At 76.4% G+C, this 14,268-nt stretch carries 9 protein-coding genes; 5 read left to right on the forward strand and 4 right to left on the reverse strand.

Annotated features, from left to right (window positions below; all coding sequences use genetic code 11):
• Positions 1-146 precede the first annotated feature (146 nt).
• From ACFWH7_RS04160 to ACFWH7_RS04175, 4 genes are all read right to left on the reverse strand, one after another.
• Positions 147-620, reverse strand: a complete 474-nt coding sequence (locus ACFWH7_RS04160; RefSeq protein ID WP_024839729.1) for an HNH endonuclease — start codon at positions 618-620, stop codon at positions 147-149.
• A 289-nt stretch (positions 621-909) separates the two neighbouring features.
• Positions 910-2,202: a low temperature requirement protein A gene (locus ACFWH7_RS04165; RefSeq protein ID WP_378215182.1), complete on the reverse strand. Its 1,293-nt coding sequence runs from the start codon at positions 2,200-2,202 to the stop codon at positions 910-912.
• Positions 2,199-3,737, reverse strand: coding sequence for an ATP-binding protein (locus tag ACFWH7_RS04170; protein WP_378215183.1), 1,539 nt, complete (start codon positions 3,735-3,737; stop codon positions 2,199-2,201). The genes ACFWH7_RS04165 and ACFWH7_RS04170 overlap by 4 nt, the downstream gene beginning before the upstream one ends.
• Positions 3,738-3,788: 51 nt before the next feature.
• On the reverse strand, positions 3,789-5,465 hold the full coding sequence (locus ACFWH7_RS04175) for an NAD(P)/FAD-dependent oxidoreductase (protein WP_378215184.1): 1,677 nt from the start codon (positions 5,463-5,465) through the stop codon (positions 3,789-3,791).
• Positions 5,466-5,649: 184 nt separating this feature from the next.
• Between ACFWH7_RS04175 and ACFWH7_RS04180 the strand changes: the two genes are divergently transcribed.
• From ACFWH7_RS04180 to ACFWH7_RS04200, 5 genes are all read left to right on the forward strand, one after another.
• Positions 5,650-7,221, forward strand: a complete 1,572-nt coding sequence (locus ACFWH7_RS04180) for a pyridoxal phosphate-dependent decarboxylase family protein (RefSeq protein WP_378215185.1) — start codon at positions 5,650-5,652, stop codon at positions 7,219-7,221.
• Positions 7,218-8,714, forward strand: coding sequence for a lysine N(6)-hydroxylase/L-ornithine N(5)-oxygenase family protein (locus tag ACFWH7_RS04185; protein WP_378215186.1), 1,497 nt, complete (start codon positions 7,218-7,220; stop codon positions 8,712-8,714). Before ACFWH7_RS04180 ends, ACFWH7_RS04185 begins: the two co-directional genes overlap by 4 nt.
• Entirely contained in the window at positions 8,711-11,185 is a 2,475-nt protein-coding gene (locus tag ACFWH7_RS04190) for a GNAT family N-acetyltransferase (RefSeq protein WP_378215187.1), read from the forward strand. The genes ACFWH7_RS04185 and ACFWH7_RS04190 overlap by 4 nt, the downstream gene beginning before the upstream one ends.
• A gap of 1 nt (position 11,186) precedes the next feature.
• A complete protein-coding gene (locus ACFWH7_RS04195; RefSeq protein ID WP_378215188.1) occupies positions 11,187-13,472 on the forward strand; it encodes a penicillin acylase family protein in 2,286 nt (761 codons plus the stop codon).
• On the forward strand, positions 13,469-14,268 hold an 800-nt coding region (locus ACFWH7_RS04200; protein WP_378215189.1), incomplete at its 3' end, for a GNAT family N-acetyltransferase. The genes ACFWH7_RS04195 and ACFWH7_RS04200, both read left to right, overlap by 4 nt.

Consider the following 14,268-nt stretch of genomic DNA (forward strand, 5'->3'; position numbering starts at 1 on the left):
GGGTGGGGGGGCCCCCCGCGCGGCCCCGGCGGGCGGCCGGCGCCGCGCCCCCGGGCCCGGGGGCGGGGGGGGGGGCACCCGGGGCGGGGCCCCCCGCCCCCGGCGGGGCGGCCTGGGACCGACCGGGCGACCGGTCGGGGGACCCGTCAGCGTCTGCGCGGGGCGGGCGCCGACGGGTAGATGTCGCGGAACGCGGGCTCGAACGGGCGTCTGAGCAGCCGCAGACCGGCCTGCTCGGGGGTGCGCCCGCCCTTGGCCGCGTTGCACGGCTCGCACGCGGCGACGGCGTTGAGCCACGTCGTGGTCCCGCCCTGGCAGCGCGGGACCACGTGGTCCATGGTCGTCGCGGTCCCGCCGCAGTACGCGCAGCGGTACCGGTCCCGGCGCAGCAGCGCCGCGCGCGAGTACGGCACGCGCCCCTGACGCTCGTACACCCACCGGGCGTGCACGTACCGCACGAGCGCGACCGAGCGCGGCCGCTGGTAGGGGCCGAACGTCTCGCCCTCGACGGCCTCGAGCACCTCGGCGACCCGCCGGTGCAGCATGCGGATCGCGTGGCGCAACGACACGCGGCCGAGCTCCTGGCTGCCGCCGAGGTTGTAGATGACCACCTCGCTCATCGTCGCGCCTCCTGTCGTGTCGGTGGCCGGTCACGGCCGTGGGTCGGCTGAGACGACGAGAGCCGCCCCAGGACGGTGCCCCAGGACGGCTCTGCAGGTGGACGACGTACGTCGTCTACCTGAGGAACGCCCTCCGGGACGGGTCGGTGGACCACTGGTGCAGCACGCAGGTCCACCTCTCCTTCACCGGTCGTCATGGTCGAGCGTCCGGGCGGGTTCGACCGGACGCCACGAGGCTATGCCCGCGAGCGCGTGACGTCCACGCTTTAGCGCGGGCACGTCGTCGGCGTCAGGAGCCCGCTGCCGGGGCGGAGGCCGCGCGGGGCCGGGCGGCGAGGGCGAGCTCGACGAGCAGCGCGCCCGACAGCACCCAGACCAGGCCCGCGGCGGAGATCGTCCCGCCCGCGAGCCACGCGACCGCGCCCGCGACCACGACCGGCACGGCGAGCACGACGGCGGTCCGCGCGTCGCGCAGCGCGGCGTGCACCCCGGCGGACACGAGCCCGTGCACGGCGAACGCGCCGACGAGCAGCGCGAGCTCACCCGGGTCGAGGGCGCGCGCGGGGCGGCCCAGGACGCCGCCGAGCGCGCCCGCGAGCGTCGCGAGCGCCCCCGTGGTCACCAGGTGCAGGAACCACGCCGACCGCGGCGGCACGCCGGCCGGGCGCAGGAGCGCGACGCCCGCGTAGCCCGACCGCACGGTGAGCGCCCACAGGGCCACGAGCAGCGTGAACGCCCCGGCACCCGCCACGAGGAGCGTCCGGTCCCACTCGGCCTCGCTCGCGGCGTCGATCGCCTGGATGAGGCCCTCGCCGAGCACGATGATGACGAACAGGCCCAGCCGTTCGCCGAGGTGCGGCACGTCGCTCACCGCGGCGTCGACCGTCTCGGGCACCTCCAGGTCCCGGGCGCCGCGCCCCCTACCGCGTCCCCGCGCGTCGGCGGCGGCCCTCGCGCGACGTGGCGCGCCCCGACCCCCGCTGTCGCGCCGGGAGCCCGGTCCCCGGCGCTCGCGGACCTCGTCGAGGCGCTCCTGGGCGCGTCGCACGAGGCGCTCGCCCGAGAGCGTGAGGAGCAGGAGGAGGTCGATCGCGAGGCCGACGGCCCAGAGCGTGTACCGGGTCTGCCCGTCGAACCACCACGACACGATCCACGGCACGACGCCGGTCAGCGCCTGCACGACGGGCAGGTCGACGACGACGGTCGTGCGGCGCCACGGTCGCGCGGCGACGAGGCGCCCCACGACGTACGCGACGGCGAACGCCTGCGCGTGCTCGTCGTGGATGCCGGGCACTGCGGCGATCATCACCGCGAGCGCGGCCATCCCGGCGAGGATCGGCAGCGCCCGGGCGCCCTCGCCCGCGACGTTGCCGTACGTGGTGAAGCACGCCCACACGAGCCAGAACGCCGTGTACGCGACGACGTACACGGCGAGCCCGCCGCCGTCGTGGTCCTCCTGGAGCAGGTGCGCGAGCATCCCGATGCCCGCGACGACGACGAGGTCGAAGAAGAGCTCGAGCCACGACGCGTGGCGCTCCTCGCCGACGGGCGACGTCCCCGCGGCGGGGGCGGGCGTGGTCATCGTGCGGCGTCGCCGTCCGCCCCCGGGGTGGCCGCGGGCTGCGACGGTGCCGGCTCCAGCGGGAGGTGCACGACGAACCGCGTGTCCCCGGGCACGGACGTCACCGTGAGGTCGCCGTGGTGCTTGTTGACGACGATCCGCCACGAGATGTCCAGGCCGAGCCCGGTGCCCTGCCCGACCGGCTTGGTCGTGAAGAAGGGTTCGAAGATCCGGGGGCGCACGTCGTCGGGGATGCCGGGGCCGGTGTCGGCGATCTCGACCTCCGCGCGGTCGTCGGCGCGGCGGGTCGTGACGGTGAGCGTGCCGGACCCGCCCATCGCCTGCGCGGCGTTCTCGACGAGGTTGGTCCACACCTGGTTGAGCTCGGCGGCGTAGACCGGCACGAGCGGGAGGGTGGTGTCGTAGCGGCGCACGACCTCGACGCCGGTGAGCGTGTGGTCGAGCATCGTCAGCGTGGAGTCGAGCAGCTCGTGCAGGTCCACGGGGCGGAAGGGCGCCCGGTCGAGCTGGGAGTACTGGCGCGCCGCGCCGACGAGCGTGGAGATCCGCACGGTGGCGTCCTCGATCTCGGCCATGAGCTGCTCGGTCTCGATCGTGTACGCGAGCCAGCTCACCGCGCCGGTGAGCGCTCCGGCGTCGACGCGCTCGGCGACCCGGTCGAGCCACGGCTCGTCGATGCCGGCCTGGACGAGCGCGGGCGACACGCGCCAGCCCTCGGGCAGGCCGTGGTCGTCGAGCCAGTCGGTGAGGCGGTCCTCGAGGTCGGACGTCTCCAGGGCGCCGACGGCGTCCGCGGTGCGGGTGTCCGCGTAGCGCTCGAGCGCGTCCTCCTGGAGCCGGATCAGCTCGGCGAGGGTGGCGCGGTCGTAGGGGCCGTCGGCGATGAGCGCGAGCTTGTGCCGCATCGCGGCGACGCGCTCGCGCAGGGTCCCGGTCGCACGCACCGCGGCGGCCGCGGGGTTGTTGAGCTCGTGCGTGAGGCCCGCCGAGAGCGACCCGAGGGCGAGGAGGCGCTCGCGCTGCCCGACGAGCTGCTGCGCGTCGCGCGTGCCCCAGAACACGCCCTCGAGCAGGTGCACGGCCATGGGGAACCACTCGGTCATGAGCTTGGCGAAGTCGTGCGCCTCGAGCACGAAGAAGCGCGACGGCTCGAGCGCGCGCGCCGAGTGGAGGTAGGTCTGGGGGAGCCGGTCGCCGAGGTAGGCGTTCCACGCGCCCAGGTAGACGCCGACCTGGCGGGTGCGCGAGACCTCGACCTCGTCCTCCCCGACGCGCCGGTAGAGCGCGACGCCGCCGTCGAGCATGACGTAGAACGCCTCGGCGGGCGTGCCCTCGTGGAACATCCAGCCCGCGTCGTGCCGCTCGACGTGGCCCGTGACACACAGCCAGGCGAGCTGGTCGTCGGTAAGGTGCTCGAACAGGAACGTCGCGCGCAGCTCGTCGACGTCGCACGGCAGCCACCCGCGGGCGGCGGTGGGGCTGGCGGCGGTGCCCTCGGCGGGCGGGGTCGTGGTGGGGTCCTCGGTGCTGGTCACGGTGTCGCCTCCGGGGTTCGGGTCGGGGCTGTGTCGCGCGGGACGGGATGGTCAGAGCTGTTCGAGGTAGCGGTGCACGAGCATGACGGCCATCGCGCCCTCGCCCACGGCGGACGCGACGCGCTTGGCGGACTCCGAGCGCACGTCGCCGGCGGCGAACACGCCGGGCACGGACGTCTCGAGGTGGTAGGGCGGGCGGTCGAGCGTCCACCCGGCGGGCGGGGCGCCGTCGCGCAGGAGGTCGGGCCCGGCGAGGACGTACCCGCGCGGGTCGCGCGCGACGACGCCGTCGAGCCAGTCCGTGCGGGGCGCGGCGCCGATGAACACGAAGGCCCACCCGCACTCGACGCGCGAGGTCTCGCCGGTGTCGACGTCCCGCAGCTCGAGGTGCTCCAGGTGGCCGTCGCCCGACGCCGCGGCGACCTCCGTGCGGGTCAGGACGCGCACCCGCGGGTGGGCCTCGACCTGCTCGACGAGGTAGGACGACATCGAGCGGGCGAGGGCGTCACCGCGGATCACGAGCGTGACCCGCTTGGCCTCGCGCGCCAGGTAGAGCGCCGCCTGCCCGGCGGAGTTGGCGCCGCCGACGACGTACACCTCCTGGTCGTGGCACGCCGAGGCCTCCGTGAGCGCCGACCCGTAGAACACGCCGCGCCCCACGAGGTCGCCGAGCCCGGGGCCGTCGAGCAGCCGGTAGGACACCCCCGAGGCGAGGATGACGGTGTGCGCGTCGATCGACGTGCCGTCGGGGAAGCGCACGCTGCGCGCGGGCCCCTCGACGTCGAGCTCGACCGCGTCGCGCGTCGTGACGATCTCCGCCCCGAACCGCACCGCCTGGCGTCGCGCGCGCTCGGCGAGCTGTGCTCCCGAGATCCCGTCGGGGAAGCCGAGGTAGTTGTCGATGCGGGAGCTCTGCCCGGCCTGCCCGCCCGTGGCCGTGCGCTCGACGAGCACCGTCCGCAGCCCCTCGGACGCCCCGTAGAGCGCGGCGCTGAGCCCGGCGGGGCCGCCACCCACGACGACGAGGTCGTAGAACTCGGCCGTCGGGCGGGTGGCGAGCCCGACGCGCTCGGCGAGCGTCGCGTCGTCGGGCGCGACGAGCGCCTCGCCCTCGGGCGTCACCACGAGGGGGAGGGCCTCGCCGTCGGTCTGGGCAGCCGTGAGCAGGCGCGCGCCCTCGGCGGACTCCGACGGGTACCAGCGGTAGGGCACGCGGTTGCGCGCGAGGAACTCGCGCACCTGCGACGAGCGCGCCGACCACCGGTGCCCGACGACGACCGTCTCGGCGGGACGGCGCCGGTCGGTGGCCGACCAGGCCTCGAGCTGGGCGTCCACGACGGGGTAGAGCTTCTCCTCGGGCGGGTCCCACGGCTTGAGCAGGTAGTAGTCGAGGTCGACGACGTTGATCGCCTCGATCGCGGCCTCGGTGTCCGCGTAGGCGGTGAGCAGGACGCGCCGGGCGGCGGGGAAGAGGTCCATCGCCTGCTCGAGGAGCTCGACGCCGGTCATGCCGGGCATGCGGTGGTCGGCGAGCACGACGGCGACGTCCTCGCCCCGCAGCGCGAGCTCGCGCAGCGCGTCGAGCGTCTCGGCGCCCGACTCGGCCCGCACGATGCGGTACCGGTCGCCGTAGCGGCGGCGCAGGTCGCGCGCGACCGCGCGCGAGACCCCGGGGTCGTCGTCCACGGTGACGATGGCGGGGCGGGTCGTCGCGACGGTCGGTTCCACACGGTCTCCTCGGGAGCCACGGACGGGCGAGTGCCATCCTCCCGCCACGGTGGCCTCGCGTCCACGGCGGCGTGGCGCAGGTCACTCTTGACGACCCCTCGCACTGCGCTAGGTTAGGCAAGGCAAACCTCAGGTTGCCCCGCCGCGGTCCGCGGCGGTCCTCTCCCCGTACTTGGAGCCTCGCATGCTCTCAGCACGATCCGTCGCGCCCGCGCACGGTACCTCGACCGCCCCTGCGCTGCTCACGGGCGCCACCGCGGGCGACTACGCGAGCACCCTGCACGCCGTCGTCGACGACGTGGCGGCGCGCGCGGCCGCGGTCACCCAGCCCTGGTCGGGCGCGAGCCGCGCCCACCTCGCGGCGCTCGTCGACGCGGTCGACCTCGACGCCCCGGGCCTCGGCACCGACGCCGCGCTGCGCGAGGCAGCCGACCTCTACGCGACCCACGCCGTGTGGTTCCACGACCCCGCGTACGTCGCCCACCTCAACTGCCCGGTCGCGCTGCCCGCCGTCGGCGCCGAGGCGATGCTCGCGGCGATCAACACGTCCGTCGACACGTTCGACCAGTCGACGGTGGCGACCCTCATGGAGCGCCGCGTCGTCGCGTGGACCGCGCGCCGGGTCGGGTACGCCGCGGGCGACGGCGTGCTCACCTCCGGGGGAACGCAGTCCAACCTGCACGCGCTGTTCCTCGCCCGGGAGCGTGCCGTCGAGCGCGCGGCCCGCGCGGGCGGACCCGGTCGGTCGGCCGTGCTGCCCCGCCTGCGCGTCCTCGCGGCCGCGTCGAGCCACTTCAGCGTGGCCCGCTCGGCCCTGCTGCTCGGCCTCGCCGACGACGCCGTGGTCCACGTCCGGGCCGACGCCGACGGCCGCCTCGACCCCACGGCGCTCGCGGCGGCGATCGGCGCGGTGCGCGCGGCCGGCGACGTGGTCATGGCGGTCGTCGCGACCGCGGGCACGACCGACCGCGGCTGCGTGGACCCCCTCGCGGCGGTCGCGGACGTGTGCGACGCGACGGACGTGTGGCTGCACGTGGACGCCGCCTACGGCTGCGGCCTGCTCGTGTCCCCGACGCGCCGGCACCTGCTCGACGGGATCGAGCGGTCGCGGTCGGTGACCGTCGACTACCACAAGGCCTTCTTCCAGCCCGTGTCCGCGAGCGCGCTCATCGTGCGCGACCGCACCGACCTGGAGCGCGTCGCCCATCACGCGGACTACCTCAACCCGCGCGAGAACGCCGAGCCCAACCAGGTCGACGTGTCGCTCCAGACGACCCGCCGCTTCGACGCGCTCAAGCTCTGGGCGACGCTGCGCGCGCTCGGCCCGGACGGCGTCGGCGCGATGGTCGACGCGGTGTGCGACCTCGCCGCCGCGGTGCACGTCGACCTCGCGCGCGACCCCGACCTGCGCGTGCTCGGGCGCACCGACCTCTCCACGGTCCTGTTCCGCTACGAGCCGCCGGGCCTGTCCGCGGAGCACGCCGACCGGCTCGTCCCGCTCGTGCGGCGCGTGCTCTTCGAGTCCGGGCGCGCGGTCGTCGCCAAGACCGTGCTCGACGGCGTCCCGTGCCTCAAGCTCACGCTCCTCAACCCGACGGTCACCCTCGCCGACGTGCGCCACGTGCTCGATCTCGTGCGCACGACCGCGCAGGCGCTCGTCGAGCGCGACGCGCTGCTCGCCGACGAGGACGACGACGACGCGCACGCCGCCGACCTCGTCGCCTCGCTCGCGACCGCGGGGGCGGTGGCCCGATGAGCGCCGCGACCGTGAGCCACGACGCGGCGAGCCACGACCCCGGCCGTGTGCGGGATGTCGTCGGCGTGGGCATCGGGCCGTTCAACCTCGGCCTGGCGGCGCTGTCCGCGCCGCTCGACGACGTCGACGCCGTCTTCCTCGACGCCGCGCCGGAGTTCCGCTGGCACCCCGGCATGATGATCGAGGGTGCGACGATCCAGGTCCCGTTCCTCGCCGACCTCGTCACCATGGCCGACCCCACGTCGCCGTACTCGTTCCTCGCGTTCCTCAAGGCCACGGGCCGGCTGTACCCGTTCTACATCCGTGAGTCGTTCTACCCGCTGCGCGCCGAGTACGACGCCTACTGCCGGTGGGTCGCGGCGCGGCTGAGCTCGCTGCGCTGGTCGCGGCGCGTCGTCGCCGTCGAGCACGACCCGGCCGCCGACGCGTTCGTCGTGCGGGCCGAGGTCCTCGACGCGGACGGCGCCGTCACCGGTACCGAGGAGCACCGGGGCCGTCATCTCGTGCTCGGCGTCGGCACCGCCCCGGTGCTGCCACCCGCGCTGCGGGCGCTCGCGGACGAGGTCGCGCGCGGCGAGCACCCGGGCGCAGGGCCGCTCGTGCACAGCGCGCAGTACCTGCCGCACCGCGACGCGCTCGCGGGCTCCGGGTCGGTCACGGTCGTCGGCAGCGGCCAGTCGGCCGCCGAGGTGTACCGCGACCTGCTCGAGGGCGTCCACGGCGACGCGCACGGCCCCGGGTACCGGCTGGACTGGGTGACGCGCTCGCCGCGCTTCTTCCCCATGGAGTACACGAAGCTCACGCTCGAGATGACGTCGCCGGAGTACACCGACCACTTCCACGCGCTGCCGCTCGAGCTGCGCCAGCTCCTGGGTCGCGAGCAGCGCGGCCTGTACAAGGGGATCAGCGGCGACCTCGTGGACGAGATCTACGACGCCCTGTACCGGCTGAGCCTGGGCCGCCCGGTGCCGACGACGCTGCTCACGGACACCGAGGTCGTGGCCGCGCGCTACGAGCCGGGGGCCGGTGAGGGAGAGGAGGCGGGGGAGTACGTGCTGCGCCTGCGCCACGCCCAGCTCGGTCGCGAGGTCGAGCGCCGCACGCGCGCGCTCGTCGCCGCGACGGGCTACGCCGCGACGGTCCCCGCGTTCCTCGACCCCGTGCGCCACCTCCTGCGGTTCGACGAGCTCGGCAGGTTCGACGTCGCGCGCGACTACACGGTCGACGACGCGCGCCGCGTGCACGTGCTCAACGGCGAGGAGCACACGCACGGCATCACCGCGCCGGACCTCGGGTTCGCCGCGTGGCGCAACGCCGTCGTGCTGCGCACCGTCACGGGGCGCGAGGTGTACCCGGTCGAGGAGCGCATCGCGTTCCAGACGTTCGGCCTGCCCGACGACGCGCCGACCTCTCCCACCCCGCCCGACGCCGCTGCTCCGGACGTCGCGGCTCCCATCGTCGTGGGCGAGCGCGCCGGAGGGGAGGCCCGATGAGCACGGTCACGACCACGTCGTCGGCCGCAGACCCGACGGTGCGCCTCGCTCCGGTCCCCGCCTCGGGTCCCGCGTTCGCGGTGCGGGTCCGGCTCGGCGCCGGACGCGCGGACGTCTCGTTCGAGCCCGTCGACGCCGGGCGCGACGCCGCGCTCGCGCAGGGCTGGCTCGCCGACCCCCGGTCGGCGTTCTGGGGGATGGGTCACCTCGACGTGGCCGGGGTGCGCGCCTACTTCGAGGAGGTGGCCGCCGACCCGCACCAGGAGGCGTGGCTCGGCCGGGTCGACGGCGAGCCCGCGTTCCTCGTCGAGACGTACGACCCGGCGCGCGTCACGCTCGCCGCGGTCCCCGCCGCCGCCGCGCTGCTCGAGCCGGGCGACGTCGGGATGCACCTCCTCGTCGCGCCCCCGGCAGGCCCGCCGCGGAGCGGTTTCACGTCCGCGGTGATGGGCGCCGTCGTGCGGTTCTGCCTCGACCCCGCCGGGCGCGGGGCGCGGCGCGTCGTCGTCGAGCCGGACGTACGCAACGCCGCGATCGCGGCGAAGAACGCCGCGGCCGGGTTCCGCGTGCTGCGCGAGCTCGGGCTGCCGGGCAAGACGGCGCACCTCGCGGTCGCGACCCGCGCCGACCTGGACGCGAGCCCGCTGGGCGACGGCGTCGACCTCGCCCCGCACCTGCGCCCCGACCTCGCCGACCGGGCCCACCGCCACCTCGTCGCCAAGGCGATCGCCGAGCTCACGCACGAACGCCTGCTCGCGCCGCGCGCCGAGGTCTGGCCGGTCGAGGCGAACGGCCCGGGCGAGTACGTGCTGCCCGTCGCGGGCGGCGCCGTCGAGTACCGCTTCGTCGCGCGCCGCTACGCGCTGGAGCACTGGGTGCTCGACGAGGCGTCGATCCGGCGCACCGCGGTGCCCCCGGGGCCGTCCGGACAGGCGGGCGCGCCGCGCGACCTGCCCGTGGACGCGCTCGACCTCGTGGTCGAGCTGCAGCCCGACCTGAACATCCCCGACGACCTGCTCGCCACGTACCTCGAGGAGGTGTCCTCGACCCTCGCGAGCGCGACCGCCAAGACCGAGCGGTACGAGCGCACCGGCGGCCCGAGCGCCGTCGACCTGCTCGGCGCCTCCTTCCAGGAGGTCGAGGCGGCCATGACCGAGGGGCACCCGGGGTTCGTCGCGAACAACGGGCGCATCGGGTTCGGTCTCGCGGAGTACCGCGCGTACGCGCCCGAGAACGGCGGGCGCGTGCGCCTCGTGTGGCTCGCCGCACGGCGCGAGCACACGCACCTCGCGCTCGGCGCCGGGCTCGACGAGGCGTCGCACTACGCGGGCGAGCTGTCCGACGACGAGCGCGCCGCGTTCGCGGACCGGCTCGCCGCGCGCGGTCTCGACCCGGCCGACTACCTCTACCTGCCGGTGCACCCGTGGCAGTGGGAGCACCGCGTCCCCATCACGTTCGCCGCCGACGTCGCACGCGGCGACCTCGTACCGGTCGGCCAGGGCGGCGACGAGTACCAGCCGCAGCAGTCGATCCGCACGCTGTTCAACCTCACCCGGCCCGGCCGCCACTACGTCAAGGTCGCGCTCGCGATCCAGAACATGGGGTTCCTGCGCGGGCTGTCGCCCGCCTACATGCGCGACACCCCCGCGATCAACGACTGGGTCGCCGACCTCGTCGCCGCCGACCCGGAGCTCGGCGGGCGCGGCTTCACCGTGCTGCGCGAGCTCGCCTCGATCGGGTACACCGGCGACGTCTACCACCGCACCGCGACCCCGTCCGCGCACCGCAAGATGCTCGCCGCCCTGTGGCGCGAGAGCCCCGTGCCGCGCACCGCGCCCGGCGAGCGCCTGGCCACCATGGCCTCGCTCCTGCACCGCGACCCCGACGGCGCCGCCCACGCGACCGCGCTCGTGCGCGCCTCCGGGCTCGACCCCGCCGACTGGGTGCGTGCCTACCTCGACGCCTACCTGCGTCCCCTGGCCCACGCGCTGCTCGCGCACGACCTCGCGTTCATGCCGCACGGGGAGAACCTCATCCTCGTCCTGCGCGACCACGTCGTCGTCCGCGCGGTCATGAAGGACGTCGGCGAGGAGATCGCCGTCCTCGGCGACGCGCTGCTCCCGCCCGGCGTCGAGCGCGTGCGCGCCGTCGTCGACGACGAGGAGAAGGCTCTGGCGGTCTTCACCGACGTGTACGACGGCGTCCTGCGCCACCTCGCGGCGATCCTCGCCGGGGACGGGGTGCTGCCCGAGGACCGGTTCTGGGGTCTCGTCGCCGAGTGCCTCGACGCGCACCGCGCGGACCACCCCGACCTGCGCAGCGGCGTCGACCTGCGGGCGCCGCGGTTCGCGCACTCGTGCCTCAACCGCCTCCAGCTGCGCAACACGCTCCAGATGGTCGACCTCGCCGACCAGTCCGCGTCCCTCCTGTACGCGGGGACGCTCGCCAACCCCGCCGCGCGGGACGCCTGACGTGGTCGCCACGGGAGTGCCGGAGGTCCCGCCCGGCGGGTTCGCCGTGCACCGCGACGCGTGGGGCGTCCCGCACGTGCGCGCCGCCGACGAGCTCGCGCTCGCGCGCGGCCAGGGGTACGTCACGGCGCTCGACCGCGGCTGGCAGATCGAGGTCGACCGGTGGCGCGCCGAGGGCCGCCTCGCCGAGCGCATCGGCGAGCCCGGCCTGGTGTGGGACCGGTTCGCCCACCGCGTGCGCCTCGCCGACACCGCGCGCCGCGCCTACGCGGCGCTCGCGGACGACGACCGCGCCTGGGTCGACGCCTACACCGCGGGCGTGAACGAGGGCCTGGCACGGGGACGCGACGTGCCCGAGCTGCACGCGCTCGCGGACCCGGGATGGCCCGGTGGGGGCGACCTGCCGCCGCACGAGCCGTGGCCCGCGTGGGCGCCGCTCGGCGTGTTCCTCGTCGCGCACGTGCTCTTCTCCGGCTTCCCGCACGTGCTGTGGCGCGACCACGTGGCCCGCACGCTCGGGGCGGACGTCGCGCGGTCGCGGCCCGACCTGCCGCTCACCGACGTGCTCGACCTGCTCGCCGTCGATGGCGGCCCCGGCTCGGGGTCGAACGCGTGGGCGCTCGCGGGCGCGCGCACGCGCAGCGGGGCGCCGCTGCTCGCGGGCGACCCGCACCGCCTGCTCGAGCTGCCTGGCGTGTACCAGCAGGTGCGCCTCGCGTGCGACGACTACGACGTCGTCGGCCTCGCGTTCCCGGGCGTGCCCGGCCTGCCGCACTTCGGCCACGCCGGGGCCGCGGCGTGGGGCGTGACGAACGCGATGGCGCACCACGTCGACGTGATCGCCGAGAGCCTGCGCCGGACGGACGACGGCGGGGTCGAGGCGCTGGGGCCGGACGGACCGGAGCCCGCGGACGTCGCCGTCGCGACCCTGCGCGTGCGCGCCGCCGGCGGGCCCGTGGAGCACCGGGTGGAGACGGTCGAGACGGCGCGCGGCGTCGTCGTGACCGGCGGCCCGGACGACCCCGACCGCACGTTCGCGGTCCGCCTGCCCGCGCGCGTCGACGCCGACCTCGGCGTCGCCGCGTGGCGGCGGCTGCTGCGCGCCCGCTCGGCGCGCGACGTCACGGACGCGTTCGCGACGTGGGTCGACCCGGTGGACCGCGTCCTCGCGGCGGACCGGGACACGGTGCTGTCGGTCACCGCCGGCCGCGTGCCGCGACGTGACCGTGCGGAGCGGGCCCTGCCGCTGCCCGCGTGGTCCGACGCCGCGCGCGCCCGCCCGTGGGTCGTGCCGCCCGGGCCCGTGGTCGTGGGGGACGTCGCGGTCGACGCGAACGAGCGCCCCGCGCGCCCGGAGATCGACCTCGGCCACACCTACGCACCGCTCCACCGCGCGCGGCGCCTCCGCGCGCTGCTCCACGCGGCCGGGGACGACGGGACGGCCACGGACCAGTCGCGCGTGCACGGGGACACGCTGCTCGGGGGCGCCGGCGACCTGCTGCGCTGGCTCGAGGAGGCCTCGGGCGACGACGCTCCCGCGGCCGGGGACGAGGCCGCGAGCCGTCCGTCCGGCGGTGACCCGGGCGCGCGCGACCCCGCGGCGGTGCGCGCGGCGCGCCGGCTGCGCGTGTGGGACCGCCGGATGGACGCGGACAGCGCGGACGCCGCCCTGTTCGCCGCGTGGCGCGCGGCGCTCGCGCGCCGGGTCGCCACGCACCCGGCGCTCGCGCCCCTGCACGCGCCGCACGGCCTCGACCCGCTGTTCGCGCCGTGGATGTCGGTCACCGCGCGCGTCGCGGACGCCCTGCCGGCGCTGCTCGGCGCCGCGTGGCTGGGGATCGACGGGGCGGGCGAGGCGTGGGCCGCGCTGGGCGAGGTCGCCCGCGACCTCGGCGACACGCAGGACCGCGGCCCGGCGGACCCGGACCGGGCAGACGCCGCGCCCGTGTGGGGCGACACCCACCGGGTGCTCGGCCTGCACGTGCTCCTGGACGTGCCGGGCGCCGCGGTGCCGCGCGTGCCGTCGCTGCCTCTCGGCGGTGACACGGACACCGTGCGCTGCACGGCGAGCGTGCCGGGGATCGGCGACGTGTGCGTGCGCGGATCGGTCGCGCGCTGGGTGTGGGACCTCGCCGACCGGGACGCGAGCCGCTGGGGCGTGCCGTTCGGCGCGAGCGGGGACCCCCGTTCGCCGCACTTCGCCGACCAGCTCGCCGCCTGGGCCGGCGCCGAGACCGTGCCCGTCGTGACCGACTGGACCCTGCTGAGCCACGAGGAGACCCGATGACCGTCCCCGCCCCGACGACCGGACGGACCCCGGACCTGACGCCAGAAGGAACGGTGACGGCCGCGCGCCCGGGCGACACCGCCCCCGGCCTCACCGCTCCGGGCCGCACTGCTCCGGGTGGGGGCCGGCTGCGGACGGGCGCTCCCGGCGAGCTCCTGCTCGCGCACGACGCCCCGGGCGGCGGGCGGCTGACGCTGCGGGTGCTCGACCCCGACGCCGACCTCGACGTGCTGCACGACTGGGTGACCCGGCCCTGGGCGCGCTTCTGGGGGCTCGCGGAGCTGTCGCGGACGGAGCTGCGCGACCTCTACGCGTACGTCGGCTCCCTGCCCACGCACCACGCGTTCCTCGTGCGGTGGGACGACACGCCCGTGGCGCTGCTCCAGACGTACGAGCCCGAGCACGACCCGGTCGGCGAGGCGTACCAGGTGCGGCCCGGGGACGTCGGCGCGCACTTCCTGCTCGGGGCCCGTGGGCCCCGGGGCACGGACCTGTGGGGCGCGGTCGGCCCGCTGCTCGTCGCGTTCTGCTTCGCCGACGCGCGCGTGGACCGCGTCGTCGTCGAGCCCGACGCCGCGAACGCGCGCGCCCACGCCCGGATGCGCGCGCTCGGTTTCGAGGTCGCCGACCGCGTGCGCGTGGGGGAGAAGGACGCGGTGCTGGCGTTCCTCACCCGCGCGCGCGCCGGCGACCTCCTCGCGGGCGGCGCGGCGGCCGCGCCCGCCCGGCACCGGCCCGCGGGGCCCCGGGCCGGGGGGGCCGGGGGGGGGGCGGTGGGGTTTAAAAAAAAGAACGA

Origin of the sequence: Cellulosimicrobium cellulans (genome assembly GCF_042723955.1) — a bacterium.
Taxonomy (GTDB): Bacteria; Actinomycetota; Actinomycetes; order Actinomycetales; family Cellulomonadaceae; genus Cellulosimicrobium; species Cellulosimicrobium cellulans_H.

Bases quoted from the DNA above. Each gene is read 5' to 3' on its own strand.
- ACFWH7_RS04160 (WP_024839729.1), bottom strand. From the start codon at position 620: ATGAGCGAGGTGGTCATCTACAACCTCGGCGGCAGCCAGGAGCTCGGC.
- ACFWH7_RS04165 (WP_378215182.1), bottom strand. From the start codon at position 2,202: ATGACCACGCCCGCCCCCGCCGCGGGGACGTCGCCCGTCGGCGAGGAG.
- ACFWH7_RS04180 (WP_378215185.1), top strand. From the start codon at position 5,650: ATGCTCTCAGCACGATCCGTCGCGCCCGCGCACGGTACCTCGACCGCC.
- ACFWH7_RS04185 (WP_378215186.1), top strand. From the start codon at position 7,218: ATGAGCGCCGCGACCGTGAGCCACGACGCGGCGAGCCACGACCCCGGC.
- ACFWH7_RS04190 (WP_378215187.1), top strand. From the start codon at position 8,711: ATGAGCACGGTCACGACCACGTCGTCGGCCGCAGACCCGACGGTGCGC.